Annotated in this window: 20 protein-coding genes; 10 read left to right on the top strand and 10 right to left on the bottom strand. The window is 72.0% G+C overall.

Annotated features, from left to right (window positions below; translation table 11 throughout):
• The first annotated feature begins 130 nt into the window (after nucleotides 1-130).
• From paaZ to SOY78_RS02415, 3 genes are all read left to right on the top strand, one after another.
• Nucleotides 131-2251 (top strand): phenylacetic acid degradation bifunctional protein PaaZ, encoded by a 2121-nt coding sequence (paaZ, locus tag SOY78_RS02425; protein WP_324701716.1) that lies wholly within the window; start codon nucleotides 131-133, stop codon nucleotides 2249-2251.
• 138 nt (nucleotides 2252-2389) lie between these two features.
• The gene (locus SOY78_RS02420; RefSeq protein ID WP_061866831.1) at nucleotides 2390-3322 is read left to right on the top strand and encodes a 3-hydroxyacyl-CoA dehydrogenase; all 933 of its coding nucleotides are present in this window, start codon (nucleotides 2390-2392) and stop codon (nucleotides 3320-3322) included.
• A gap of 115 nt (nucleotides 3323-3437) precedes the next feature.
• Entirely contained in the window at nucleotides 3438-4385 is a 948-nt protein-coding gene (locus tag SOY78_RS02415; RefSeq protein WP_225348712.1) for a hypothetical protein, read from the top strand.
• Nucleotides 4386-4398: 13 nt separating this feature from the next.
• Here SOY78_RS02415 and SOY78_RS02410 read toward each other — a convergent pair whose 3' ends face one another.
• The 3 genes from SOY78_RS02410 to SOY78_RS02400 form a co-directional block, all read right to left on the bottom strand.
• Entirely contained in the window at nucleotides 4399-5010 is a 612-nt protein-coding gene (locus tag SOY78_RS02410) for a TetR/AcrR family transcriptional regulator (RefSeq protein ID WP_070708798.1), read from the bottom strand.
• A 98-nt stretch (nucleotides 5011-5108) separates the two neighbouring features.
• Nucleotides 5109-6458: a phenylacetate--CoA ligase family protein gene (locus SOY78_RS02405; protein ID WP_324701715.1), complete on the bottom strand. Its 1350-nt coding sequence runs from the start codon at nucleotides 6456-6458 to the stop codon at nucleotides 5109-5111.
• A gap of 71 nt (nucleotides 6459-6529) precedes the next feature.
• Nucleotides 6530-6946 carry a PaaI family thioesterase gene (locus SOY78_RS02400; RefSeq protein WP_324701714.1) on the bottom strand — a complete coding sequence of 139 codons (417 nt, stop codon included), beginning with the start codon at nucleotides 6944-6946 and terminating at the stop codon, nucleotides 6530-6532.
• Between the two features lie 212 nt (nucleotides 6947-7158).
• Here SOY78_RS02400 and SOY78_RS02395 point away from each other — a divergent pair, with 212 nt between their 5' ends.
• Together SOY78_RS02395 and SOY78_RS02390 are read left to right on the top strand one after the other, a co-directional pair.
• The gene (locus SOY78_RS02395; RefSeq protein WP_324701713.1) at nucleotides 7159-9687 is read left to right on the top strand and encodes a TM0106 family RecB-like putative nuclease; all 2529 of its coding nucleotides are present in this window, start codon (nucleotides 7159-7161) and stop codon (nucleotides 9685-9687) included.
• Nucleotides 9597-10748: a DEAD/DEAH box helicase gene (locus SOY78_RS02390; RefSeq protein WP_324701712.1), complete on the top strand. Its 1152-nt coding sequence runs from the start codon at nucleotides 9597-9599 to the stop codon at nucleotides 10746-10748. Before SOY78_RS02395 ends, SOY78_RS02390 begins: the two co-directional genes overlap by 91 nt.
• Before the next feature lies 1 nt (nucleotide 10749).
• Here the strand turns inward: SOY78_RS02390 and SOY78_RS02385 are convergent, their stop codons facing one another.
• Nucleotides 10750-12330 carry an AMP-binding protein gene (locus SOY78_RS02385; protein WP_324701711.1) on the bottom strand — a complete coding sequence of 527 codons (1581 nt, stop codon included), beginning with the start codon at nucleotides 12328-12330 and terminating at the stop codon, nucleotides 10750-10752.
• Between the two features lie 196 nt (nucleotides 12331-12526).
• Between SOY78_RS02385 and purB the strand changes: the two genes are divergently transcribed.
• The 5 genes from purB to SOY78_RS02360 are packed head-to-tail and all read left to right on the top strand — an operon-like array spanning nucleotide 12527 to nucleotide 18708.
• Nucleotides 12527-13960: an adenylosuccinate lyase gene (purB, locus tag SOY78_RS02380; protein ID WP_324701710.1), complete on the top strand. Its 1434-nt coding sequence runs from the start codon at nucleotides 12527-12529 to the stop codon at nucleotides 13958-13960.
• 38 nt (nucleotides 13961-13998) lie between these two features.
• A complete protein-coding gene (locus SOY78_RS02375; RefSeq protein WP_010080078.1) occupies nucleotides 13999-15180 on the top strand; it encodes an ATP-binding protein in 1182 nt (393 codons plus the stop codon).
• A 57-nt stretch (nucleotides 15181-15237) separates the two neighbouring features.
• The gene (locus SOY78_RS02370; RefSeq protein WP_020625000.1) at nucleotides 15238-16149 is read left to right on the top strand and encodes a trimeric intracellular cation channel family protein; all 912 of its coding nucleotides are present in this window, start codon (nucleotides 15238-15240) and stop codon (nucleotides 16147-16149) included.
• Between the two features lie 25 nt (nucleotides 16150-16174).
• Complete coding sequence (locus SOY78_RS02365; RefSeq protein WP_010080076.1) at nucleotides 16175-17167, top strand: trimeric intracellular cation channel family protein; 993 nt, start codon at nucleotides 16175-16177, stop codon at nucleotides 17165-17167.
• Entirely contained in the window at nucleotides 17164-18708 is a 1545-nt protein-coding gene (locus SOY78_RS02360) for a DUF1846 domain-containing protein (RefSeq protein WP_061866822.1), read from the top strand. The genes SOY78_RS02365 and SOY78_RS02360 overlap by 4 nt, the downstream gene beginning before the upstream one ends.
• Before the next feature lie 120 nt (nucleotides 18709-18828).
• On the opposite strand, the gene SOY78_RS02355 is transcribed toward SOY78_RS02360, so the two are convergent.
• The 6 genes from SOY78_RS02355 to SOY78_RS02330 form a co-directional block, all read right to left on the bottom strand.
• Nucleotides 18829-19764: a hypothetical protein gene (locus SOY78_RS02355; RefSeq protein WP_141843403.1), complete on the bottom strand. Its 936-nt coding sequence runs from the start codon at nucleotides 19762-19764 to the stop codon at nucleotides 18829-18831.
• A 270-nt stretch (nucleotides 19765-20034) separates the two neighbouring features.
• Nucleotides 20035-21510, bottom strand: coding sequence for an aldehyde dehydrogenase family protein (locus SOY78_RS02350; protein WP_061866820.1), 1476 nt, complete (start codon nucleotides 21508-21510; stop codon nucleotides 20035-20037).
• A gap of 229 nt (nucleotides 21511-21739) precedes the next feature.
• The gene (locus SOY78_RS02345) at nucleotides 21740-22672 is read right to left on the bottom strand and encodes an HNH endonuclease (RefSeq protein WP_061866819.1); all 933 of its coding nucleotides are present in this window, start codon (nucleotides 22670-22672) and stop codon (nucleotides 21740-21742) included.
• Between the two features lie 309 nt (nucleotides 22673-22981).
• Nucleotides 22982-24076 carry a S66 family peptidase gene (locus tag SOY78_RS02340; RefSeq protein ID WP_141843401.1) on the bottom strand — a complete coding sequence of 365 codons (1095 nt, stop codon included), beginning with the start codon at nucleotides 24074-24076 and terminating at the stop codon, nucleotides 22982-22984.
• Nucleotides 24077-24161: 85 nt separating this feature from the next.
• The gene (locus SOY78_RS02335) at nucleotides 24162-25766 is read right to left on the bottom strand and encodes a long-chain-fatty-acid--CoA ligase (RefSeq protein WP_237069492.1); all 1605 of its coding nucleotides are present in this window, start codon (nucleotides 25764-25766) and stop codon (nucleotides 24162-24164) included.
• 39 nt (nucleotides 25767-25805) lie between these two features.
• Nucleotides 25806-26987 (bottom strand): acyl-CoA dehydrogenase family protein, encoded by a 1182-nt coding sequence (locus SOY78_RS02330; RefSeq protein ID WP_041104687.1) that lies wholly within the window; start codon nucleotides 26985-26987, stop codon nucleotides 25806-25808.
• Between the last annotated feature and the right edge of the window lie 9 nt (nucleotides 26988-26996).

Below are 26996 nucleotides of genomic sequence, written 5' to 3'. Positions count from 1 at the left end.
CAGGCCCTCTCCACGACGACGTCACCCGCCCGGCTCCCCCTCCCGCGTGATCCACGTCTCGGCTAGGGTGAGGAGCAATAACCGACCGATCGGTCGGGACTCGTCCGCGCCCCCGACACCAGGAGACCCCGTGACCGTCACCGCCCCCTCCCTCCCGGAGATCCTCCCCAGCTACGTCGCCGGCAGCTGGTGGACGCCGTCGCACCCGTCCAAGGTCACCGACGTGACGGACGCGAACACCGGCGCGCGCCTGACCGGCGTCTCCACCGACGGCCTCGACACGGCCGCCGCCATCGAGCACGCCCGCACCGTCGGCCAGCAGGCCCTGGGCGAGCTGACCATCCACGAGCGCGCCCTCAAGCTCAAGGAGCTCGCGCTCTTTCTGAACTCCCGCGTCCAGGAGCTCTACGACGTCTCCTTCGCCACCGGCGCCACGCAGCGCGACCACGCCTTCGACGTCGACGGCGGCATCGGCACCCTCTTCACGTTCTCCGGCAAGGGCCGCCGCGAGCTGCCGAACTCCACCGTGATCATCGACGGCGACGTGGAGCCCCTCTCCCGCGACGGCTCCTTCATCGGCGAGCACATCTACCAGCGCATCCCGGGCGTGGCCGTGCAGATCAACGCGTTCAACTTCCCCGTGTGGGGCATGCTGGAGAAGTTCGCCCCGGCCTTCGTCGCCGGCGTGCCGACCGTGGTCAAGCCGGCCACCCCCACCGGCTACGTCACGCAGAAGTGCGTCGAGCTGATGCTCGAGTCCGGCGTGCTGCCCGAGGGCTCGATCCAGCTGATCTCCGGTTCCGCCCGCGACCTGCTGGACCACCTGGACTACCGCGACCACGTCGCGTTCACCGGCTCCGCCGCCACCGCGGCCACGCTGAAGAAGCACCCGAACGTGCAGGAGGGCGGCGTCCGCTTCACCGCGGAGACCGACTCCCTCAACGCCGCCATCCTCGGCCCGGACGCGGACCCGGAGTCCCCCGAGTTCGAGGCGTTCGTGAAGGCCGTCTTCCAGGAGATGACGGTCAAGGCCGGCCAGAAGTGCACGGCCATCCGCCGGGTGATCGTCCCGCAGGACCGCGTCGAGGCCGTGACCGCCGCCCTCACCGAGCGCCTGGCCGCGAAGGTTGTCCTGGGCGACCCGCGCGTCGAGGGCACCACCATGGGCGCCCTGGCCTCGAAGGAGCAGCAGAGCGAGGTCCGCGGCGCGGTGCAGCGCCTGGTCGACGCCGGCGGTCAGGTCCGCCTCGGCGGCCCCGAGGGCTCGACCGGCGACGCCGACGCCGAGTCCGGCGCGTTCTTCGCCCCCACGGTGCTCACCTTCGAGGACGCACGCACCCCCGAGGTGCACAGCGTCGAGGCGTTCGGTCCGGTCACCTCGGTGATCGGCTACACGGACGTGGCCGACGCCGTGGCCCTGGCCGCCCTGGGCTCGGGATCGCTCGTGGCCACGGTCGCCACGAACGACGGTGAGATCGCCCGCGCGTTCGCCGCCGGGATCGGCGCCCACCACGGCCGCGTGCACGTCCTGAACCGCCAGACCGCCACGACCACCACCGGTCACGGCGCCCCCGTGCCGGTGCTGATCCACGGCGGCCCCGGCCGCGCCGGCGGCGGCGAGGAGCTCGGTGGTGTCCGCGCCGTCAAGCACTACATGCAGCGCACGGCGATCCAGGGCTCCCCTGACATGCTCACCGCCATCACCGGCGTGTGGCATCCGGGCGCCGCGGCCCACACGGTGACCCGCGAGGACGTGGAGGCCGGCACGGCCGTGCACCCGTTCTACAAGTCCCTGGCCGAGCTGACGGTGGGCGACCAGTTCGCCTCCGGCCTGCGCACCGTGACCCTCGAGGACATCACGGACTTCGCGGAGGAGACCGGGGACAAGTTCTACGCGCACACGGACGAAGAGGCCGCCATGGCCAACCCGTTCTTCCCGCGTCGCGTCGCCCACGGCTACCTGCTGGTCTCGTGGGCCGCAGGGCTGTTCGTGGCCCCGGATCCGGGCCCGGTGCTGGCCAACTACGGCCTGGAGAACCTGCGCTTCATCACGCCGGTGACCTACGACGACGCCATCCGCGTGACCCTGACGGCCAAGCGCATCACCCCGCGCGTGAGCGACGAGTACGGCGAGGTGGCCTGGGACTGCCGGATCCACAACCAGAAGGACGAGCTCTGCGCCCAGTACGACGTGCTGACGCTCGTGGCCAAGACCTGGCCGATGGCCCCGTCCGAGACCTCCCAGGGCTGAGCCCCCCTGCTTCGACGGGCCGTCCCGTGCGCCCGCTGCGCGCCGGGCGGCCCGTCGTCGTCCCCGGGAACAAGGAGCGTGCCCGGGACGTTCACCTGTACGTCCCATTCGGACCGCGAGAGAAGAAGGTCGACACACATGTCCGAGTTCACCCGTTTCGAGCAGGTCACCGTGCTGGGCACCGGTGTGCTGGGTTCGCAGATCATCATGCAGGCGGCGTACCACGGCAAGAAGGTGATGGCCTACGACGCCGTCCCCGCCGCCCTCGAGGGGATCGAGCGCCGCTGGGCGTGGATCCGCCAGGGCTATGAGGCAGACCTCGGGGAGGGCTACGACCCGCAGCGCTTCGACGAGGCCATCGCCCGCATCACGCCGACCTCGGACCTCGGCGAGGCCCTGGCGGATGCGGACATCGTGGTCGAGGCCGTCCCGGAGAACCTGGAGCTCAAGCGCAAGGTGTGGGCCCAGGTGGGCGAGCTCGCCCCCGCCACGACCCTGTTCGCCACGAACACCTCCTCCCTGCTGCCCTCGGACTTCGCCGACGCCAGCGGCCATCCGGAGCGCTTCCTGGCCCTGCACTACGCCAACCGCATCTGGGCGCAGAACACCGCCGAGGTCATGGGTACCGCCGCGACCTCGCCGGAGGCCGTCGCGGGAGCCCTGCAGTTCGCCGAGGAGACCGGCATGGTCCCCGTGCACGTGCGCAAGGAGATCCCGGGCTACTTCCTCAACTCCCTGCTCATCCCGTGGCTGCAGGCCGGCTCCAAGCTGTACATGCACGGCGTGGGCAACCCGGCGGACATCGACCGCACCTGGCGCGTGGCCACCGGCAACGAGCGCGGCCCGTTCCAGACCTATGACATCGTGGGCTTCCACGTGGCCGCCAACGTCTCCCGCAACACGGGCGTCGACTGGCAGCTCGGCTTCGCTGAGCTGCTAGAGAAGAGCATCGCCGAGGGCCACAGCGGCGTGGCCGACGGCCAGGGGTTCTACCGCTACGGGCCGGACGGGGAGAACCTCGGCCCGGTGGAGGACTGGAACCTGGGCGACAAGGACACCCCGCTCGGCTGACCTCCTCCGCTGACGGATCAGGGGCCGTCCGGTGCGCACCACGCATCGGGCGGCCCCGACGCATGCCCCCGCCACTTCCTTGTGGCATCCGTCACAACCCGCGTAGAGTCGGGCCATGACGACCCCCCGATTCCCCCTGCTCGGCGCCCTCGCCGTGGGCGCACTCGCCCTCGCCGGGTGCGCGGGCGGCGGCGCAGAGCCCTCCTCCCCCGCCCCGTCGTCGGCGTCGTCCACGACGACAGCGGCCTCGCCAGCGTCCACGTCACCCGCGGCCAGCGCCTCCACGGCCCCCACGTCACCCGCGGCCAGCGCCTCCACGGCGAGCACGGGCGGCGCCTCCGCCTCGGGCAGCCTGTCCCTCGAGATGCCCCCCGCGCTGGACGGGCAGCGGACCCTGGCCGTGCAGGCCGCCGTGCAGCGGGCCGCGGGGCCGAGGTCCGAGGTGGGGCTGAGCGCCGCCTCGCCGCTGGAGCGGCAGACGGAGCTGCGCCAGCGGGCCGCCGGCCTGGAGCAGACGGTCGACGCCGGCGCGAGCCCGGCTTCCACCCGCAGCGCGGAACAGCAGGCCTGCCTGGACGCCACACGCTCCGACCTGGAGCGGGACGCCGAGGCCGGGGCGGCGGACCTGGGGCTCACGGCCCAGCCGGAGACGGCCGCCACGACCGGCGGCGGGCCCACCTCGACGCCGGCGCCCTCCTTCACGGCGTCCCCCGACGCCGAGGTCACTCCGCTTGGCGTGCGCGTCACCGTGTACCCCACGGAGGAGGCCGCCCGCGCCGCCCTGGAGGACGCCCGGGCGGCGGCGCAGGCCTGCACCGGGGTGGACCTGGCCGGGCTCGGCGTGGAGAGCGTGACGCGGACCGAGCACGAGGGCGGCACCGCGTACACGGCGCTCCCGGCCCCCGGGGGGTCCGTCTACTCCCACCTGACGGCCGTGCAGGACGGCGCCCGGACCGTGGCCGTGGCCCAGGCCGACGCGGACGGCGGGGTGCCCGCGGACGCGGAGGACCGCGCGGCCTCGATCGTGGCCGACGTGCTCGCCGCGCTCGACGGCGAGGGCTGAGGACAGAGGCCCCTCAGCCCCGCAGACCCCCGAGCACCACGCCCGTGACGGCGTCGATCATCTGGCCCGGTCCCTGCTGGCCGGGGGCGCCGCGATCCGGCCGGTACCAGTCGACGATCGAGTTGATCATGCCGAGCGCCAGGCGGGCGAGGTTGCGCGGGCTCACGTCGGAGCGCACCGCCCCCGCGGCCTGGGCTGCCTCGAGCAGGTCGCCCAGACGCCGGGTGATCTCGCGCCGGCGTTCGACGGCGGCCACCTCGACCGCCGAGTTCCCGCGCAGGCGCAGCAGCAGGGTCACCTCGGGCTGCTTCTCCGCCAGCACCCCGAGCGTGCCGCGGATGGCCGCCTCGACCTGCGCGCCGGCGTCGTCCCCGCTGGCCACCACATCGTCCAGGCACGCCTCGAGGGCGTCGAGCGCCTCCGTCACCGCGTGGTCGAGGATCGCCTCCTTGGACTCCACGTGGTGGTAGATCGCGGACTTGGAGATGCCCAGGTGGGTGGCGAGCATGCCCATGGACGTCGCCTCGTAGCCGTGCCGGTTGAAAAGCTCGACGCACTCGGCCAGCAGCGTCTGCCGGTCATAGCCGGGCCGGCCGCGGCGCGGGGTGGGGCTGCTCTGGGGCACGGGGCTCCTTCGGGGGCGGGCGGACGCCGACGACGACGACGGTGCACCGGTCCACTCTACCGGGCACGCCGGCGTCGGGTTCGGCCGCGGGGACGGGATCAGGCCTGGTCGCGCAGGTCGTAGATGCGCTTGAGCTTGCCGGAGGAGCGGGCGAGGGTCTCCGGCTCCACCACGTTGATCACGCACGAGGAGCCGATCTTCGTCTTGATCTCCATGCGCAGGTGCGCGGCGCAGGCCTGGGCCTCCTCGAGGGTCGCATGATCGCGGCGCTCGATGTTCACGGCCATCTGGTCCATGCGGTCCGGGCGGGTGATCTCGAGGGTGAAGTGCGGCGACAGGGCCGGCTCCTTGAGGGCCAGCTCCTCGATCTGCGACGGGAACAGGTTCACACCGCGCAGGATGATCATGTCGTCCGAGCGGCCGGTGATGCGGCCCATGCGGCGGTGGCCCGGGTGCGTGGTGCCCGGCAGCAGGCGGGTGAGGTCGTGGGTGCGGTACCGGATGATCGGCAGCGCCTGCTTGGTGAGCGAGGTGAAGACGAGCTCGCCGTGGCGGCCGGTCTCGAGGACCTCGTCCGTGAGCGGGTCGATGATCTCGGGGCGGAAGTGGTCCTCCCAGATGTGGGAGCCGTCCTTGGTGGCCGCGGACTCGCCGGCCACGCCCGGGCCCATGACCTCGGAGAGGCCGTAGATGTCCAGGGCGTCGAGGTCGAAGGTCTGCTCGATCTCGCGGCGCATCTCCTCGGTCCACGGCTCGGCGCCGAGGATCGCGACCTCGAGGGAGGACTCGCGGGGGTCCAGGCCGAGCTTCTTGAAGCCGTCCGCGATGGTCAGCAGGTAGGTGGGCGTGGAGAGGATGGCGCGCGGCTGGAAGTCGGTGATCAGCTGCACCTGCTTCTCCGTCTGCCCGCCGGACATCGGGATCACGGCCGCCCCGATGCGCTCGGCGCCGTAGTGGGCGCCGAGGCCGCCGGTGAACAGGCCGTAGCCGTACGCGTTGTGCACGCGGTCACCGGGGCGGATGCCGCCGGCGCGGAAGCAGCGGGCGACGAGGGTGGCCCACGTGGCCAGGTTGTCGTCGGTATAGCCGACCACGGTGGGCTGGCCGGTGGTGCCGGAGGAGGCGTGGATGCGACGCAGCTCGGGGCCCGTGGCGGCGAAGGCGCCGAACGGGTAGCTCTTCCGCAGGAACTCCTTGTCCGTGTACGGGAACTTGGCGAGGTCCCCGAGCTCCGTGAAGTCCGAGGGGTGGACGCCGTGCGCGTCGAAGTGCTCCCGATACGCGGGCACGTTCTCGTAGGCGTGGTGCAGGGTCCAGCGGAGGCGTTCGAACTGGAGCGCCTCGATCTGGTCCCGGCTCATCGTCTCCTCGGGGTCCGGGGCCCCGCGGTCGGCGGGGGCGGGCAGGGGTGCCGGCGTGTACGGGTTGGGGATCGAGGCCTCGAGCATGGCGTTCTCCTGGGGATGCGGGGTCGGGCGGCGGTCGACGACGGCGGCGCACCGGCGGGTGCGTCCGCCGGTCAGCGTCCGGGGGCGGGGATGGTGCGGGAGCGGCCGCGGAAGGCGGCCACCGGGGTGCCGTCGTCGGTGGTGACGGTGATGTCATAGACGGCCGAGCGGCCGGCGGCGGCGACCAGGCGGCCCTCCGCGACGAGGGTCTGCCCGGCGCGGGTGGCCGCGAGGAAGTTGACGTCCACGCCGGAGGCCACGGTGAGGGTGGAGCCGTCCGAGGCGGGGTTGTTGCAGGTCAGCGCGAAGCACGTGTCCGCGAACGCGAAGACGGCGCCGCCGTGGGCCAGGCCGAAGCCGTTGTGCTGGTCCTCGGTGAGCGTCATCCGGATGCGCGCGTGGTCCTTCTCGGCGGCCTCCAGGGTGACGCCGAGCCACCGTGCCACGCGGTCCTCCGCGAGCATGGGGTGGTGGGCGGTCTCGGTCATGGGCGGGCCTCCCTGCCGGCAGGGGCGCGCCGGCGCGGCGGCGCAGAGAATTACTGAACGATCATTAGGTAACTCCCTGGATGTGACCCACGTCAAGTCCGGCCCGGTGTGTGACGCGCGCCGCCGCCCTGCCGCCGCCGGGGCGAGGCGCGCCGGGACCCTGTGGGCGGGCCCTGCCCATCGTGTCCGCAGCTGCTGTCTAGGGTGACGGCATGGTGACCTTCGCGCCGGACCGCGCCTCCTTCATGCTCAGCCCCTCGGACATCACCGCCGCCGCGACGTGCACCTACGGGTGGCTGCGGGGGACGGTGGACCCCGCGCTCGGGCGCGCCCCGCGGATCGGCGTGGCGGACGCGTTCCTCGAGCGGGTCTCCCGCCTCGGGGACGAGCACGAGTCCCGCGTGCTCGCGCGACTCGAGGCGGAGCACGGCGCGGACCAGGTGGTCCGGCTCGCCCGCCCGGAGCGCTACACGCCCGAGGGTGTGCGGGCCGCCCGGGAGCGCACCGCGGCGGCGTTGGCCGCGCGTCCCGCCGTCGTGTTCCAGGGGATGCTGCACGACGGCGCGTTCGGCGGCCTGGCCGACTTCCTCGTGCTCCGCACGGACGAGGAGCACCCCGAGGGCGCGTACGAGGTGGTGGACACGAAGCTGGCCCGGCATGCGCGGGTGCCGGCGCTGCTGCAGATCGCCGCGTACGCGGACCTGCTGGACGGCATGGGCGTGCCGCGGGCGCGGCAGGGCAGCCTGTGGCTCGGGGACGGTTCCCGGCACGTCGCGGACCTGGACGAGGTGATCCCGGTGTACCGGCACCAGCGCGCCCGGCTGGAGGCGCTGCTGCAGGATCATGTGGCCGCCGGGGAGCCCGCCCGCTGGGGTGACGACCGCCTGAGCGTCTGCGGCGCATGCGAGGCGTGCGAGGAGGCCGTCGCCGAGCACCGGGACGTGCTGCTCACGGCGGGGGCCACGCGATTGCAGCGCACCCGGCTGCGCGAGGCCGGCATCATGACCATCGAGCAGCTCGCGGCGTCCGTCGCACCGCCGGAGGGCATGGCCCGCCGCACGTGGGAGGCACTGCGGGAACAGGCGGCGATCCAGCTGGAGCCGGCCGGGGCGGACGGGCTGCCGCCGCATCGGATCGTGGACCCGCGGGCCGTGGCGGGGCTGCCCGTGCCGGACGCCGGAGACGTCTTCTTCGACTTCGAGGGGGACCCGCTGTGGGTCTCCGCGGACGGGAGCATGGAGGGCCTCGAGTATCTGTGGGGCTGGGTCGAGGCGCCGGGCGGGGACACCGCGCGCACCGCCTCGGCCGACTTCCGGTTCACGGGCCTGTGGGCGGACACCCGTGCCGCCGAGCGGGCGGCGCTCGAGCGGTTCGTGGCGTTCGTGGAGGCGCGGCGCGCGGCCCACCCGGGGATGCGGATCTACCACTACGCCGCGTACGAGGTCACCGCGCTGAAGCGCCTGACCGTGCGCCACGGCGTGGGCGAGCGCGAGCTGGACGACTGGCTGCGCGCGGGGCTGTTCGTGGACCTCTACTCCACGGTCCGCGCCGCCCTGCGGGCCGGTGTGCCGAGCTACTCCATCAAGAAGCTGGAGCCCCTCTACATGGGGGTGGAGCACCGGGCGGAGGACGGCGTCACGACGGCGGCGGACAGCGTCACCGAGTACCACCGGTACGTCGCCGCGCTGGAGGCCGGAGACACCGAGGTCGCGCGGGCGATCCGCGCCGACATCGAGGACTACAACCGGTACGACTGCGTCTCCACGGCGCGGCTGCGGGACTGGCTGCTGGAGCAGGTGGGGCGCACCGCCGAGCACGGCGCCACGGCACCCCGGCCCGACGACGATGAGCACCTCGTCGAGCCCGCCCCCGCCTTGGAGGGCGAGGACGCGCGCCTGGAGGCGGACCTCCTGGGCCTCCTGCCCACCGCGGACGACGCGGACGCCGTCCTGGACGACGAGCAGCGCGGCGTGGCCCTGCTCGCCGCCGGGCTGGGCTTCTACCAGCGCGAGGACAAACCCGCGTGGTGGGCCTTCTTCGACCGCGGCATCTCCCCGCCGGATGAGTGGCAGGACGCCCGCGCCAACGTCGTGGCGGACCGCGTGGACGTGGCCGAGGACTGGCACCGACCCAAGGGCGCTCGGACCTTCCAGCGGGTGCTGCGGATGACCGGCACCCTGGAGCCGGGGAGCTCGCTGCAGCCCGGAGCCGAGGCCATCACGGTGTACGAGGACGTCCCGGCGGACCGCCGCGACCTCCTCCAACCCAACGCGGTGCGCTGGGTCGGTGCCAAGGCCGTCGTGGAGGACGTCGAGGACCGCCCGGACGGCAGCTCCGTGGTGCTGCTGCGGGAGAAGATCCCCACGCAGGACGTGGAGCAGCATTCGGAGCTGCCCATGGCGGCGTTCGCCCACACGGTGGTGAACACGGACAAGCTCAAGGAGCGCCTGCGCGAGCGCGCCCGGACCGCGGTGCAGGCCGGCGGTCTGCCGGGATCGGGAGGCGACGCCGCCGCCCCGTCCACGGCCGCCTTCGACATCCTGGCGCGCCGCCCCCCGGCGACCGCCGGCCGCCCCTGGCGGCCATCTCCACCGAGCTGCGCGAGGGCGACTCCGCGCCCGCTCCCGCCCGCCAGGGCTGGGAGGCGCTCGTGGAGGCGCTCGAGTCCGCGCGGGGCTCCTACGTCGCCGTCCAGGGCCCTCCCGGGACGGGCAAGACCCACGTGGGGAGCCACGCCGTGAAGGCCCTGCTCGAACGCGGGTGGAGCGTGGGCGTCACGGCCCAGTCCCACGCCGTGGTGGAGAACTTCCTGGGCAAGCTCGTGTCCATCGGGGTGCCGAAGAAACAGGTGCTCAAGGCGGAGAAGCGCGGCAAGGACGCGCCCGAGCGCCCCTGGGCCACGGTGTCGGACGCCAAGCCGTACATCGGCCTCCCCGGCCACGTCGTCGGCGGCACCGCCTGGACCTTCGCGCACGAGGACGTGCAGGAGTTCGACCTCCTGGTGATCGACGAGGCCGGGCAATTCTCCCTGGCGCACACCCTCGCCGCGGCGGCCATGGCCCGCACTGTGCTCCTGCTCGGCGACCCCCAGCAGCTGCCGCAGGTCACCAAGGGGACCCACCCCCAGCCGATTGGCGAGGCCGCGCTGAGCTGGCTGGCCGCCGACGAGCCGGTGCTGCGCGCAGACCGCGGCTTCTTCCTGGACACCTCCTGGCGTATGCACTCCGCGCTGACGGAGGCCGTCTCCACGCTCTCCTACGCCGGCGAGCTCGGCGCGCGGGAGGAGGTCACGGACGCCCGCCGGCTCGACGGCGTGGAGCCCGGGCTGCACCCGTGGCCGGTCTCCCACACGGGCAACGCGGTCTCCTCGCCGGAGGAGGCCGCGGCCGTCGTCGAGATCATCCGGACACTGCTCGGCCGCGCCTGGTCCACCGGCCCGGACGACCCCGGCAGACCGCTCGAGCCGTCCGACGTGATCGTGGTGGCCCCGTACAACGCGCAGGTCGCCACGGTCCGGGAGGCGCTCGACGCCGCCGGTCTCGAGGGCACCACCGTCGGCACCGTGGACAAGTTCCAGGGCCGGGAGGCCGCCGTCGCGATCCTGACGATGGCCGCGTCCTCACCGCAGGAGGTGCCGCGCGGGCTGGACTTCCTCCTGAACCGGAACCGGCTCAACGTGTCGATCTCGCGCGGGCAGTGGGCCGCCTACCTCGTCCACTCCCCCGCCCTCGCGGACGCGCTGCCCACCAGGCCCGAGGACCTGCCGATGATCGGCGCGTTCCTGCGGCTCGTGCACCGCTGACTCAGTCGGTGGTCCCCTGGCGCAGCAGGAACCGCTGCAGCTTGCCGGAGGGGGTCTTGGGCAGCCGGTCCACGAAGTGCACCCGGCGCGGGTAGGCGTGCTTGGAGTACTCGTCGCGGACCTTCGCCTGCAGCTCGGCCGCCAGGGCGTCCGGGTCCGCGACGGCCCCGGCGGGCACCACGAACGCCACGACCTCCTCGCCCCGCACCCCCTCCGGGTCCGGCAGGCCGACGACGGCGACCTCCTGCACCCGCGGGTGGTCGATGAGCACGGACTCCACGTCGAACGGGCCGATCCGGTACCCGGCGGCGAGGATCACGTCGTCGTCCCGGGAGGAGAAGAAGAACCAGCCGTCGTCGTCCTGCCGGGCGGTGTCCCCGGTCAGGTACCAGCGGCCGTCCGGGGTGAAACGCTCCGCGGTCTTCTCCGGCTCCCCGAGGTAGCCGGGGAACCAGAACAGGGGCGACGCCGCGTCGATCGCGATCTGCCCGTCCCGGATCTGGGCGGCGATCCCCGGCAGGGGCACACCCATCGAACCCGGGCGGGGCGGCGCGGCCAGCTCGGGGTGCGCAAGGGTGCAGATGACCATGCCCAGCTCGGTCTGGCCGTAGTGGTCGCGGATCTCCGTGCCGAGGGCCGCCCGGCCCCACTCGAGCACGGACGGCGGCAGCGGCTCCCCCGCCGTGGACACGCGCCGCAGCCGCAGCGGGGCGTCCTCGGTGACCTCCCCGGCCTTGGCCAGCGCGCGGAACATCGTGGGGGCGCCGGCGAGGTTCGTGACGCCCTGCGAGCGGATCACCTCGACCATGGTCGCCGGGGAGAAGGCGCCGCGGTACTGGACCGAGGTCGCCCCGAGCACCAGCGTGCCGACGATCCCGTAGTACAGCCCGTACGCCCACCCGTGGTCGGCCGCGTTCCAGAACAGGTCCTCGGGGCGCAGGTCCACCGCGCACGTGAGGTAGACGGCGAACGCGGCGGCCGCGCGCAGCGGCACGGGCACCCCCTTGGGGCGGCCGGTGGTGCCGGAGGTGAACAGCAGGGCGATCGGCCCGTCCCCGCCGACGGCGACGTCCTCGGCCAGCGGCGCGGAGTCCGCGAGCGCGTCCCACTCCGGGCCGGTGCGGATGATCTCGATGCCCGGGATGTCCGTGAGCTTCTCGGCCTGGCGGGGCTCGGCGACGACGAGCCGCGCCGCCGCGCCCTCGATGCGCATCCGCGCGGCACCCGCGGCGAACGCGGTGAACAGCGGCACGTGCACGGCGCCGAGCCGCCACAGGGCCAGCAGCGTGACGACGAGCTCCTCCCGTTTGGACATCATCACGGGGACCCGGTCGCCGCGCGTGACGCCGCGGGCGGCGAGGCCGGTGGCGAGGCGGCGGGAGCGGTCGGCCAGCTCGCCGAAGGTGAGGTCGACGGCGGACATGTCCTCCGCCACGAACCGGAACGCCACGGCGTCGGCCGGCCATTGGTCGCAGAGGAGGTGGGCGGCGCAGGCGTCCGGGGTCTCGACGTCGGCGACCCACCCGGCCATCAGCCGGTCGATCGTCCCGGCCTCGCTGGCCTGCCCGGTCAGTTCCGTCATCTCGGTCTCCTCATCCCTCTCGGCACGCCGACGCCGGGCGACGGCGACGTCAGCCACGGTAGGTCCGCCGCGCCCCGGGCCACCGGGCGCGTCCGCATGTTGCACTCGATGTTGCACTCGCCACCCCGTCGCGGTCGAGGACGGACCCGGTCGTCGCCTTCGTCGGGCGTCCGCGGCGCCTGCCAGAATGGGGGCCATGACCTCGCAGCCCGCGCCCGCGTCCACCGCCCACCGCCGTTCCCTCGCCGAGGCCGGCATCGCCCTCGGCCCCCTGGACGGCCGCTACCGTGCGGCGGTGGAGCCGCTCGTGGAGCACCTGTCCGAGGCGGCGTTGAACCGCAACCGCATCCACGTGGAGGTCGAGTGGTTCATCCACCTGGCCGAGCACCGTGTGCTGCCGGGTCTCGAGCCGCTCACGGCCGAGCAGCAGGCGGGCCTGCGGGCGATCGTCACGGACTTCGACGCGGAGTCCGTGGCCGAGCTGGCGGCCACCGAGAAGGTCACGGTGCACGACGTGAAGGCCGTCGAGTACTTCATCGCCGACCGCCTCGAGGGGCTGGGCCTGGGCCGGCTGAAGCCGCTCGTGCACTTCGCGTGCACCTCCGAGGACATCAACAACCTCGCCTACGCGGTGGGCGTGCGCGACGCCGTCGAGCAGGTCTGGCTGCCGGCCGCCCGCGCCGCCGTGGCCACCGTCTCCGCGATGGCCGCCGAGGCCGCCGAGACCCCCATGCTCTCCCGCACGCACGGCCAGCCGGCCACGCCCACCACGCTGGGCAAGGAGATGGCCGTGTTCGTGCACCGTCTGACCCGTCAGACCCGGCGCATCGCCGGCCAGGAGTACCTGGGCAAGATCAACGGCGCCACCGGCACCTACGCCGCCCACCTCGCCGCCGCCCCGGACGCGGACTGGCCGGCCCTGTCCCGGTCCTTCGTGGAGCACCTCGGCCTCACCTGGAACCCGCTGACCACCCAGATCGAGTCCCACGACTGGCAGGCGGAGCTGTACGCCGACGTCGCGCGCTTCAACCGGATCCTCCACGGCTTCTGCGTGGACGTGTGGAGCTACATCTCCATCGGCTACTTCGCGCAGATCCCCGTGGCCGGCGCGACCGGCTCCTCCACCATGCCGCACAAGGTGAACCCGATCCGCTTCGAGAACGCGGAGGCCAACCTCGAGCTCTCCTGCGCCCTGCTCGACTCGCTGGGCGCCACCCTCGTGGAGTCCCGCTGGCAGCGCGACCTCACGGACTCGACGTCGCAGCGCAACATCGGCGTGGCCCTCGGCCACTCGGTGCTCGCCCTGACCAACGTCACCAAGGGCATGGGCCAGCTCCAGGTGGCCGAGCCCGTGCTGGCCGAGGACCTCGACACGAACTGGGAGGTCCTCGGCGAGGCGATCCAGACCGTCATGCGCGCCGAAGCGATCGCCGGCGTGCCGGGCATGGACAACCCCTACGAGCGCCTCAAGGAGCTGACCCGCGGCCACCGCGTGGACGCCGCCCGCATGCGCGAGTTCGTGCAGGGCCTGGGCCTGTCCGAGGGCGCCCAGGCGCGCCTGCTGGAGCTGACCCCGGCCGGGTACACGGGCCTCGCGGCGCGCCTGGCCGCCGAGTTCGGCGGGCGCTGACGGGTCTGCCGAACAAAAAAAACAAATACGATGTGAGCATGCGCGATCCCGTGCCCTGCCCAGACCAGCCGAACAGCCCCTTCACGCCGGGGTACGGGCGGCGTCCCCTCGTGTTCGGCGGCCACGAAGACCTGCTCCGCGACATGGGCAGAGTTTTCCAAGACCATGACTTCGGCGAGAACCAGTCCGTCCTCCTGTCCGGGCTGAGGGGCGCCGGAAAGACCTCCATGCTGCAGCGGATCGAAGACCTCGCCCGAGATGCTGGTTGGCTCGTGATCAGCGAGGATGCCAGCGCGGGCCTCCAACGCCGGCTGGTGGAGAGCACGTTGCCAGACGTCGTGAATTCCCTACCCCGGCAGACCAAACGTGAGCTCAAGGAACTGGGGCTCTGGCACTTCTCCGCCGCGTGGGAGGTCACAGAGCGTCCCTCTCGTCCACTCATGCGCAATGATCTGGTGACCGTTGCCCAACATGCCGGGGTGCGCGGAATCCTCATCACGATCGACGAGGTCTCCTCGGGCAAGACGCGCCTGCGAGAGGTCAGCGCCGTCGCACGGGAGATCTCCCATGCCATCAGCCGCGGAGCAGACATCGTCGTGGCATTCGCCGGCATCAAGGTCGACCTCGACGAACTCGTACGGCAGGAGCACACGACCTTTCTCCGCCGCTCCCGGACCGCCGACTTCCACCGACTTTCCCCGAAGGAGACCCGCCACGTCCTCGCGGAGACGGCACGCCTCGGCGGCCGGGAGTTCACCGCAGAAGCCCTGGAGATGCTGATCGCCGCGGCCCAGGGCTACCCCTACCTCGTCCAGCTGCTGGGCGACTACGCGTGGCGACACCGGCCGAACCAGCCCCGGATCGACCTGTCTGCCGCCGAGGCAGCCCGCGCCCGGGGGCTGCAGGCGGTGATGGACCGCGTGCTGTCAAAGGTCTTCAACGACCTCTCCGCCAAGGATCAGGAGTTCCTCCGCGCCATGGCTGTCGACGAGGAGCGATCCCGCATCGGCGACATCACCGCGCGCCTCGGCTCCTACAGCCAGTATGTGAATCAGTATCGGAACCGACTCATCGACAGCGGCTACGTGCAACCGGACGGACACGGGTACCTCCGCTTCGCCCTTCCCTACCTCGGCGCCTACATCCGCTCTCTGACCGACAGGGGCCCGGCGTCGGCTCCGGACGACGACTGGAGCGCCTACCCGCCTCCCCTGACATGACGGGCGCCGGCCCGGGCTGCGGGGACACCACAGGAGCGTCCCCGCTACCGTGACCCCATGCTGACCTGCTCCGTCGCCGTCTGGCTGCTGACCACGTCCCCCAAGAGCCCGGAAGAGCTCCAGCGCGACCTGCCCTCCGCCGTCGACGAGACCGGCCAGGTGGCCGAGGCCGTGACCCAGATCGTCACGGCGGTGGACCTGGTGGGCGTGTTCTTCTTCGCGATCTCCGGCGCTATCCTGGCCGTCCGGAAGGGGTACGACATCGTCGGCTCCCTGCTGCTGGCGCTCATGGTGGGCACCGGCGGCGGCGTGATCCGCGACCTGATCGTCAACCAGGACGTCCCGGCTGCCTTCCGCAACCCGTGGTACCTGATCCTGCCGGTGCTGGCGTCGCTGGCCGTGTTCTTCAAGGTCCTCGACGGCGAGCGCGGCAAGCACGCGGTGATGCTCGTGGACGCGGTGGGACTGGCCGTGTACTGCGTGGTCGGCACCCGGATCGCGCTGCTCGGGGGGCTCTCCCCCGTCTCGGCCGCGGTGCTCGGGCTCGTGACGGCGGTGGGCGGCGGCCTGCTGCGAGACGTGGTGGCGGGCGAGCCCCCGGCCGTGTTCGGCGGGCGCGGCTGGTACGCCGTGCCGGCGCTGATCGGCGCCGCCGCCACCTCCGCGCTGGGCCAGGCCGAGCTGCTGAGCATCTACACGATGCTCGCGGTGATGCTCGTGGTCCTGGCGCTGCGCGTGGTCTCCCTGCGCCGGGAGTGGATGGCCCCGGGCGCGGAGATCACCGGGGAGACCCAGCGCCAGCGCATGGACCCGGACGACGCCCCGCCCGTGCCGGACGTCCGGGACCAGGGCAGCCCCGACGACCCGCCGCGCGAGAGCGGCCAGGAGCCCACCACTCCCACCCCGCAGGTCGAGGAGAATGGCATGGACCGCGCCGTCGAGGGCGACGACGCCGCCTCCCGCCGCTGACCCCTCCCCCTGGAAAGGAGCCGCCGTGGCCCTGCCGCAGCTGTTCGCCGAGCTGGCCGACGTCCCCTGGCTGCTGACCGCCCTGGACCTGGTGGGGGTGTTCTTCTTCGCGGTCTCCGGCGCCCTGCTGGCCGCACGCAAAGACTTCGACCTGGTGGGCTCCGTGGCGCTGGCCCTGCTGGCGGGCCTGGGCGGCGGCATCACCCGGGACATCGTCCTGGACCGGGGCCTGCCGGCGTCGCTGCAGGACCCGATCTACCTGGCCCCGCCCGTGCTGGTGTCCCTGCTGGTGTACGTCAAGGCGATCCACCCGAACCGCCTGAACCTGACGATCACGCTGTTCGACGCGGCGGGCCTGGCCCTGTTCACGGTCTCCGGTGTGATGATCGCCCACGCGATGGGCGTGCACCCGGTGTCCGTGGTGGTGGTGGCCACCGTGGGCGCCCTCGGCGGCGGCGTGCTGCGGGACATCGTGGCCAACGAGGTGCCGTCCATCTTCGACCCCCGCGGCGTGTACGTGATGCCCGCCGTGGTGGGAGCGGCCGTGGCGGAGCTCGTGGCGCAGCGCGGCGCCCTGAACGCGTTCACGGGCTTCCTGATCGCGCTGCTCATCTTCACGGTGCGCATGCTGGCGTACCGCTACCAGTGGCGCCTGCCCGGCGCGGACGTCAGCCAGGACAGGGACCAGCTGGACCGCCTGCGCCGGCTCGCGGAGCAGGCGCACGCGCGGGCCGTCCGACGCGCGGCCCGCGCGCGGGAGCGCATGCCGCTTCCGGTGTTCGGCCCCGCCGAGGAGGACGAGGGCCGGGTGCGCGTGGCGGACTTCGACCCGGACACACAGGCCATCACGGTGGTGGACCAGGCCTCCCACCAGTCGGTCCGGTACCACCCGGAGACGGGCGTCATGGACGTCACGGACCTGCGCACCGGCCGCACCCGCTCCTACGACGACCCGGAGACGGACTGGGTGGCGGACACCGGCTCGGCCGATGAGACGGGCTATGCTGGAGGTCCATGACCGGCACCGCTGACAGCGTCCCCACCATGGCCACCGCCGCCGCCGCGGCCACCCACCCGATCGGCTTCGACCGCGCGAAATACATCGAGCTCCAGTCCCAGCACATCCAGGAACGCCGCCGCCAGATCGGCGGGAAGCTGTACCTGGAGATGGGCGGCAAGCTGTTCGACGACCTGCACGCCTCCCGCGTCCTGCCCGGCTTCACCCCGGACAACAAGATCGCGATGCTCGACCGCATCAAGGACGAGACCGAGATCCTGGTGTGCTTCAACGCCAAGGACCTCGAGCGGAACAAGGTCCGCGCGGACCTGGGCATCACGTACGAGGACGACGTCCTGCGCCTCGTGGACGTGTTCCGGGAGCGCGGGTTCCTGGTGGAGCACGTGGTGGTGACGCAGCTGGAGGACGCCAACCACCGTGCGCTGGCGTTCCTTGAGAAGCTCGAGCGGCTCGGCCTGAAGGTGGCCCGCCACCGCGTGATCCCCGGCTACCCGCACGCCATGTCCACGATCGTCTCGGAGCAGGGCTTCGGTGCCAACGAGTGGTCCGAGACCACGCGGGACCTCGTCGTCGTGACGGCCCCCGGCCCGGGCTCCGGCAAGCTGGCGACGTGCCTGAGCCAGGTGTACAACGATCGGCAGCGGGGCATCCCGGCCGGCTACGCGAAGTTCGAGACGTTCCCCATCTGGAACCTGCCGCTCGAGCACCCGGTGAACGCCGCCTACGAGGCCGCCACCGTGGACCTGGACGACATCAACCTGATCGACCCGTTCCACCTGGCCGAGTACGGCGAGCGGGTGACGAGCTACAACCGCGACGTCGAGGTGTTCCCGCTGCTGTCCGCGCTGCTGGAGAAGGTCACGGGCACCACCCCGTACAAGTCCCCCACGGACATGGGCGTGAACATGGCCGGCGCGGCGATCGTGGACGACGAGGTGTGCCAGGCGGCCGCGAAACAGGAGATCATCCGGCGCTACTACAAGGCTCAAGTCAACGAGGCCCTGGAGGGCGCGGACGACACCGAGTCCGAGCGCGTGGCCCTGGTGATGTCCAAGCTGGGCCTGAGCTCGGAGGACCGTCCGGTGGTGGGTGCCGCGCAGTTGGTGGCCGAGCGCACCGGTGAGCCCGGCGCGGCCGTGCAGCTGGCGGACGGCACCCTGGTGACCGGCAAGACCTCGGAGCTGCTGGGCTGCTCGGCGGCCATGCTGCTGAACGCGCTGAAGGTGCTAGCCGGCCTGTCCGACGACGTGCACCTGCTCTCCCCCGCCGCCATCGAGCCGATCCAGACCCTCAAGACCGTCCACCTGGGCTCGTCCAACCCGCGCCTTCACACGGATGAGGTGCTGATCGCCCTGTCCGTGTCCGCCGCGACCGACGAGAACGCGCGGGCCGCCGTCGACCAGCTGGCCAACCTGGAGAAGTGCGACGTCCACACGACGACGATCCTCGGCTCCGTGGACGAGGGCATCTTCCGGTCCCTGGGCATGCTCGTGACGAGCGACCCGGTCTTCCAGAAGAAGGGGCTGTACCGGAAGCGGTGAGGCGGGGCGGTTCTTGCGACGAGCCTTGCGATATGGCCCTTTCCGGGGCGTTATAGGGGCCATATCGCAGGGCTCATCGTCCCGTGAAGGCAGACCACGACGCCGGCGCGCGCCGCCGCCTCACTCCCCCGGTAGTCCCGGCGGCAGCACCGCGCCGCGACGGGTGGCCTGGCGACGCATGAGACGGGACAGATCCCCGACGAAGCGGGGCCAGCCGCCGCGTGTGAAGACCTCGCCCGCGACCCAGGTGACGGCCCAGTCGTCGGCTTCGAGGCCACGCCTGCGCGCCCGGTCCCGCTGCCACTGAGCCCGATCCGTACGGTGCTGGTCGCCGTCGAACTCGAGGCACAGCCGCAGTTCCTCCCAGGCCAGGTCCACGCGGACCGTCTCCCCGGAGCTCAAGCGGATCGGGGGATTCACCTGAGGCTCGGGGAATCCCGCCTCGTGGAGCCGATGCCGTAGCCGCGACTCCGGCGGAGAATCCGCGCCCGTGCGCAACAGGTCCAGCACGGCGCGGGCCCGCACGATGCCGCGGACGTTCTTCCGTGCGTGCGCGAGACGCCGCATCTGCTCCACCGTGGTGGCCCGGGGAGGCAGGTGACCGAGACGGCGCGCCTCCGCCCCGTGCGGTGACGGCAGCAGGCTGTCCCCAGCGACCACGAGGTCCTCGACAGAGAGGTGATGGGCGAGGTCCACCCAAGTCCAGGCGGGGGCGGTCAGACGCAGACCCCGGTACTCGATCACGGGTGCGTCCGGCTGGAGCTGGTGCATGACCAGGCCCGACCGACTCGTCCGTCCTCCGTGGCCGCGCTCCTTCGCGAGATGGACCCGCGGATCCTCGAGCAGCCGGCCCGGGATCCACATCCCCCAGATCCGCGCGGCCGTGGCGTGGGAGAACACCCCCGAGGGGTTCAGCGACTGGACGGCGCGCAGATAGTCCGTCCACGTGGCCTCGACATCCCGGCTCATGCGCAGGCCGTGGCCGATCGCGACCAGGTCCGGTGCGCGGAGCCGGGCGCGGCTCAGGCCGGCCTCTCGTCCCTCCGGGACGGTCAAAATCGTAGGAAGCGACGTGGCGAGAGGAGCGAGGGGTCGCGGCATGCGACCAGGCTGGTGCTCCGCGTGGGCGATCGGGGCGCGCGGAGCGGGATCTGGGGACCACGGCTGAGGTTTCCGCACCTGTGCAGGAGAGGTGCTCCGCTCGCCTCACCTCGCACCCGCGGCACCCGGGAACGAGCCCTGCGATATGGCCCCTATCAGCGGGTTTTAGGGGCCATATCGCAGGGCTCGTCACTCAGCAGGGGGGCGTCGCGTAGCCGGTCTGGGTCAGCCCAGGCGCGTCACGCCGATCGTGTGGTCGGTCGTGAACTCCTCGATGGCCCACTCGCCGTTGAAGCGCCCGAGCCCCGAGTTCCGTGCGCCGCCGAAGGCCACGTGGGCCTCGTCCTGGACGCTCATCTGATTGATGTAGGTCATGCCGGCCTCGGTGCCCTCCGCGAAGCGCAGGCCGCGGTCCAGGTCCTGGGTGAACACGGAGGAGGACAGCCCGAACTCGTGGTCGTTGGCCAGCTCCAGCGCGTGCTGCTCGTCGCGTGCCTGGAGCACCACGGTCATGGGCCCGAAGATCTCCTCGCGGGTGATCTCCATGTCCGGCGTCGCGTCCACCCAGATGAAGGGGGGCACCACGCGGCCGGTGATCTCGCCGCCCACGAGGGCGCGGGCGCCGTCGGCCTCGGCGCTGGCGATCTTCTTCTTGAGCGTCTCCAGCTGGGTGTCGTTGATGACCGGGCCCACGAGCACGCCCTCCGCGTCGGGGTCGCCCACCTTGAGCCCGCGCACGGCGGCCTCGTACTTGGGGAGGAACTCGTCGTAGACCTTCTCGTCCACGATCACGCGCTGCACGGACATGCAGATCTGGCCGGAGTGGAGGTAGCCGCCCTGCACGGCCTGGTCGACGGCGGCGTCGAGGTCCGCGTCGTCCAGCACCACGAGCGGCGCGTTGCCGCCCAGCTCGAGCGCGACCTTCTTCAGGGTGTCCCCCGAGACGGCGTTGGCGCCGACCTGCTTGCCCACCGGAGTCGAGCCCGTGAAGGAGATCAGGCGCGGCGCGGGGTGCTTGACGAAGGCGTCGCCGATCTCGGAGCCGGCGCCCACCACCACGGACAGCACGCCCGCGGGCAGGCCGGCCTCCTCGAACACGCGCGCGAGCAGGGTGCCGCCAGTCACCGGGGTGTCCGAGGCGGGCTTGAGCACGACGGCGTTGCCCAGCGCCAGCGCGGGGGCCACCGAGCGCTGGGACAGGTGGAGCGGGAAGTTCCACGGGGAGATCACGCCGACGACGCCGATCGGCTTGCGGTACACGCGCATCTCGCGGTTCGGGACGTTGGAGGGGTGGATGGTGCCGTGCACGCGGGTGGGGAACGTGGCGGCCTCGTACGTGATGGCGATGGCCGAGCCGATCTCCGCGGCGGCCTTGATGCGCGTGGAGCCGGACTCCTTCACAAGCCAGTCCGCGATCTCCTCGCGGCACTCCTCCATGATCGCGGCGGCGCGGCGCAGGACGGCGGAGCGCTCGCCGGGCCCGGTGGCGGCCCACGCCTTCTGGGCCTCGGCGGCGGCGCGGTAGGCCTCGTCGAGGTCCTCCTCCGTGGCCAGGGTGAACTCGGCCACGACGTCGTCCGTGTACGGGTTGATGTCCGTCTTGCGCTGCCCGGTGGCGCCGTCTCGCCACTGGCCGGCGATGAACTGCTGGTCCACACGGTTGCCGTGGAACGTGGCGGGGGTGGAGGTCGTGGGGGTCATGAGGTGCTCCTCGCTCAACGGGGCATTCGGGAATGGAACACCCAGTTCACCCGCATGGGTGGGGGGGTTGGCGAGACCTTGGGGCCACTGACGAGAGATAGGGACAAGCTCGAGCCCCCGGGTGCCGTCACCGAAATGGTCTCTCCCCGGCGCATCTTCGTCGCCGCAATGGTTGCTCCCCATCCCCGGCACGTCACAGCCCGCGGACCATCATCACGGCCGAGCCGCATCAGGCGACATCGGCGATGGTGGCCTCCCGGAAGCGCTCGTATGCCCACGCGAGATTCTCACGGGACGGGCGGTCAGCCCGCCGCGTGGGCAGCTTCATGAGTTTTCGCCCGTGGAGGTCCTGAAGTCCGTGCCGCAGCATCGGCCCATCTACCTCGTCCAAGAGATCTTGTCGGATCTCCACGGTGAAGTCAGGTGTGATGCCCAAGAAGTGATTGTCGAAAGCACCGTGGTGGATCCTGCACATGGCAAGGCCATTGACAACGGTCGGCAGACCATGCACCTCACGATCCGGAACAATGTGAGCAGCGTCCAGCAATTCCGGATGCGCAAAATTGCAGACCGCGCAGTGGTTGTCGTAGGCGGCCAGCACGGTGGAACGGAAATGCGGCTGGTGAACGCGGATCTTGACCTCCCGCCTCAGGTACCGCTTGAGAGACGCTTCTAGAACAGACTCATGCATGAGTTCCGGCGAATAATCCTCCGGCTCCATCGGCGCAAAGACGATTTGGTGTCGCTCATCCTCGCGTCCTACAACATAGACCGGAGCCACCACTTGAAACCGTGCCGGACTCATGCCCACGCCAACGAACCAGATCAGCGGGAGGCCGCGCTCGTATGCCCGGAAGAGCCCCTGGTTCGCTGGGAGACGGGGATTCGTGCCCTGCCACTTGTAGCGCATGAGGCCGTCGTCGCCGATTTCATCCTCGTAGGGACGGGCATGACCCTTTGGGCGATACACCGTGTAAAAGGAAAGCGCGGCATCAAACCCTGCCGGCTTGCGGATTCCGTTCTGCGTAGAGATCAGCGGGAACGGCTCCCCGTTCCACCGGAAGTCACCGATGTCCTCCCGGGTGAGCGGTACCTGGCCATCGAGCGAACGCATCTTCAGCCACTCAATGGCAGCGTCACGCAGCCCTATCGGTTCACTCATGGGGGTCCTTGCTCGCGAGCGCCTCAGACGCGGACGCCGTCTATGTCGCACCGTACCAAGCACGGCCCCGCATCGGGCTTGGCCGCACCGGGCCACGCTGCCGAGGATGGTGTCGGGCTCGAGCAGGCCGTGCCGGGTCGGCAGCCCGACGACGGCGCTGGGCCGGGCAGGTTCAGGGTGATGGTCAGGACGGAAACGCCGTCCAGCGCAGAGCTGAGGTCCATGCCCATGGTGGGCACGGGGCGCGCCGGGCTCGCGGGCCTGGCTGTGATGTGCATCTTTCTGGGTGTTGGGTCGCGGTGCCTGTTCTCAGCAGTACTCCGCCCACACCCGCTTCTCCACGCCGTCCACGGTCATCACGCCGCCGTGCGGCAGTACCCACTGCGGCCGGGTGTGGCCGAACGGGACGCCCACGCACACCACCGCGTCCGGGTTGTAGCGCCCGACCTCCTCCAGCACCACATCGGCCTGCTCCGCGCGCAGCCGCGCCCGCTCCTCCGGGCTGCGCGGCGCCTCGAAGGAGCTCGTCGGCGGGCGGGCCGCCAGCACGGCGTCCACGGCGCCGAGTACGCCGCGCTCCCCCAGGATCCGCAGCAGCCGCCGCACCTCGCCGGCGCTCGGCAGCTCCTCGCTGGTCTCGATGAGCAGCACACCGCCCTCGAGCACCGCCATGTCCGCCGGCCCGCGGCCGGCCGCCATCACCCACGGCAGCACCTCGAGGCAGCCGCCCCACGTCCGGCCGGTCACCGCGCGCCGCGGCCCGGCCCAGCGCCACGGTGAGGCGCCCTCACCGACGCCGCGCGCGCCGTCGTCGTGCGGGCCCGGCACCGGCTCGCGCGTCCCGAACTCGGTGAGTGCCCGCGGGTCCAGCCAGTCCACGCCGTGGTCCTCGGACTCCCCCGGCTCCGTGATCTCCAGCCGCCCTCCCGTCAGCAGGGCGGCCCGCAGGGACGCGGCGTGCACCTCATCCACAGCCGGTCCCGGCCCCAGGTGCACCTGGGTGGACCCGCCGTAGAAGCTCGCCACGCCGTTCGCCCACAGCCACTGGTGCAGGTTGGTGTTGTCGCTGTAGCCGAGGAACGGCTTGGGGTCCGCGCGCACGGCGTCCGCGTCCAGGTGACCGATCACGGTGATCTGGTCCTCCCCGCCCACCGTGGCGATCACCGCACGGATCTGGGGGTCCGCGAACGCCGCGTTCAGGTCCCGCGCCCGGTCCTCGGCGCTCGCCCCGAGCTGCCGGGTGGTGGGGTACTCGACCGGCTCCAGTCCGGTCATCTCGGCCAGGCGGCGCATCGCCTGCTCGTGCACCGCGGGCGCGAAGCCGGGAGCCGCGAACGACGGCGAGACGACGGCGATCCTGTCGCCCGGCTGGGCCTTGGGCGGGTGGACGAGGGGCTGAGTCATACCGGGAGCGTAGCGAGAGGCCATCTGTCCGTCGTTCCTCTCACTCACACCAGACCACCCGCGCCCAGACCGCCCGCCCCGCCCCTCACCCCTGACGCAGCTCGCGGCGCAGGATCTTGCCCGTGGCGTTCTTCGGCAGCCCGTCCAGGACGGTCACCTCCCGCGGCTGCTTGTAGCGGGCCAGCCGCTCGGCCGCGAACGCCTGGAGCTCCTCCACCGCGACGGCGCTGCCCGGGGCCAGCGAGACGAAGGCGGCGATCTCCTCGCCCAGCCGCTCGTCCGGCACACCCACCACGGCGGCCTCGACCACGTCCGGGTGCTCGTAGAGGACCTCCTCCACCTCGCGGGGGTACACGTTCATGCCGCCGCGGATGATCACGTCCTTGAGCCGGTCCACGATCATCACGTACCCGGCCTCGTCCCGGCGGGCGATGTCGCCGGTGCGGAACCAGCCGTCCTCGTCGAACGCCGCCGCCGTGTCCTCCGGGCGGCCCCAGTAGCCGGCCATGATGCCCTCGCCCCGGATGCGCAGCTCACCGGAGGTCTCGAGGTCCTCCTCGGGCACCTCGGTGCCGTCCATCGCGACGATCCGGAACTCGAAGCCGTCCACCGGCCGGCCCACGGTGCCCGGCCGGGTCGGCGCATCCACGGGGTTGAAGAAGCACGCACCCGCGTTCTCGGACAGTCCGTAGCCCTCCAACACGGGCACGCCGAACAGCTTCTCCGCCGCGCGTAGCGTCTCCACCGGCAGGCTCGCACCGCCGGAGAGGGGCATGCGCAGCCTCGAGAAGTCCGCCGGCTCGGCCCCGGCCTCACGACGGGTCCGGGCCACGGAGAGGAACGCCCCGTGCATGGTGGGCACGCCGGGCAGGAACGTGATGCCGTGGTCCTGCAGCTGGTCGTAGGCGGCCTCCGGCACGAAGCGCGGCATCAGGGACAGGGTGGACCCGGCGAACACCGCGCCGTTGAGCACCACCGAGAGCCCGAACACGTGGAACATCGGCAGCGCCGCGAACACGACGTCGTCCGGGCCGAGCCGGCCCAGACCGGTCGCCGTCGCCATGGCGTTGGAACGCAGGTTCGTGTGCGTCAGCCGGGCACCCTTGGGTCGCCCCGTGGTGCCCGAGGTGTAGAGCAGGACTGCGTCGTCGTCGGGGTCCCGCGGGGTGATCTCCGTGACCGGGGCGATGCCCTCGGCGGCGCACTCCCGCCCGACCGCTTCGAGGTCCAGGGTGACCACCTCGACGTCGACGTTCCCGGCCACCTCGTCCACGGCCGGCAGCCCGGGCATGGCCCAGAGCATGCGCGCCCCGGAGTCCTCGAGGAAGTACTCCAGCTCACGGGCGGTGAACAGCGGGTTGAGCGGCACCACCACCGCGCCCAGACGCATGAGCGCCTCGTAGACCGCCACGAAGGCCGGGACGTTGGGCAGCATCACGGCCACCCGGTCCCCCGGGCCCACCCCGCGGTGGCGCAGCCAGCCGGCCGTCGCGGCCGTGACCTGGTCCAGTTCGCGGTAGGTCATGCGGGCCTCACCGATCCGCAGGGCCACGGCATCCGGCTGCCGGGCCACGGTGGCCGAGAGCAGCTCGGCCACATGACCCCGGCGCTCGGTGGGCCGGCCGTGGGTGGTCGCGGAGGTGTCGGGGGTCTCGGAGGTGGTCTCGGAGGTGGTCTCGGAGGTTGTCACGGTGGCTCCTGATCTGGTGGGGCGGTTGTCGGAGGGGGGTCAGAGGAAGGCGGAGTGTCCGGTGAGGCCGCGGCCCACGATCAGCGAGTTCACCTCGTAGGTGCCCTCGTACGTGAAGATCGCCTCGACGTCGCAGAAGAACCGACCGAGCCCGACGTCGGCGAGGATGCCGTTGCCGCCCATCATCTGCCGGCCCAGCGCGGCCGACTCGCGGCACATCTGGGAGGTCTTCAGCTTCACCAGGGAGGCCTGCGTCATGGACACCTCGCCGGCGGCCTCGAGCTGCACCGCCCGGTGCGCCATGCCCAGGGTGGCCGCCAGGTTGGCCGCGATCTGCACGAGCAGGGACTGCACCAGCTGATGCCCGGCGATCGGGCGGCCGAACTGGGTGCGCTCCAGCGCGTAGCGGCGGGCGGCGTCGAGGATGCCCTGCTGCGCGCCCACGGCCTGCCAGCCCAGGCCGTTGCGGGAGCCCAGCAGGATCACGTTGGTGTCCGCGAAGGTGTTGGCCTTCTCCAGCTTGTTCTCCGCCGGGATGCGCACGTCCGTGAAGGTGATGTCCGCGTTCTGGACGATCTTCACCGCGGTCTTGTGCTCGATCTTGGTGGCCTCGTAGCCGGGGGTGTCGGTCTCCACGATGAAGCCCTTGACCTGGTCGTCCTCCTCGTCCCGGGCCCACACGATCGCGATGCGGGACATGGTGCCGTTGCCGATCCACCGCTTGGCCCCGTTGATCACCCACTCGTCCCCCTCTCGGCGGGCCGTGGTGGCCATGCCGCCGGCGACGTCGGAGCCGTGCTCCGGCTCGGTCAGCGCGAAGCAGCCGGTGTACTCCATCGCGTACAGGCCCGGCAGCCACGTCTGCTTCTGCTCCTCCGAGCCCAGGGCCTCCAGGGTGGCCCCGACGAGGTCGTTGTGCAGGGCGAAGTACACGCTGAGGGAGATGTCCGCGCGGGCCAGCTCGGCCATCAGGTGCCCGCGGAACAGCGGGTCCTCGGTCATGCCGCTGATGTGGTTGTAGCCCAGCTCCCCGACGCGGCGGGCGATCTCGTGCGGGAACTCGTCCCGACTCCAGGCCTCCGCCACGTGCGGGGTCACGATCTCCGCCAGGGCGGCGCGGATCTCCCCGAGCTTCTCCTGCTGCTCGGGCGTCAGGAGGCGGTGGTACTCGAGGACGTCGACGTCGATCAGCGAGCGGGTGCGGGAATCCTTGGTGGTCATGGGGGTGCT

Source organism: Micrococcus sp. HOU01 (assembly GCF_035609305.1).
Lineage (GTDB): Bacteria > Actinomycetota > Actinomycetes > Actinomycetales > Micrococcaceae > Micrococcus > Micrococcus luteus.
The sequence above is the reverse complement of the archived record's forward strand: the minus strand, read 5'-3'. Positions and strand labels throughout refer to the sequence as shown.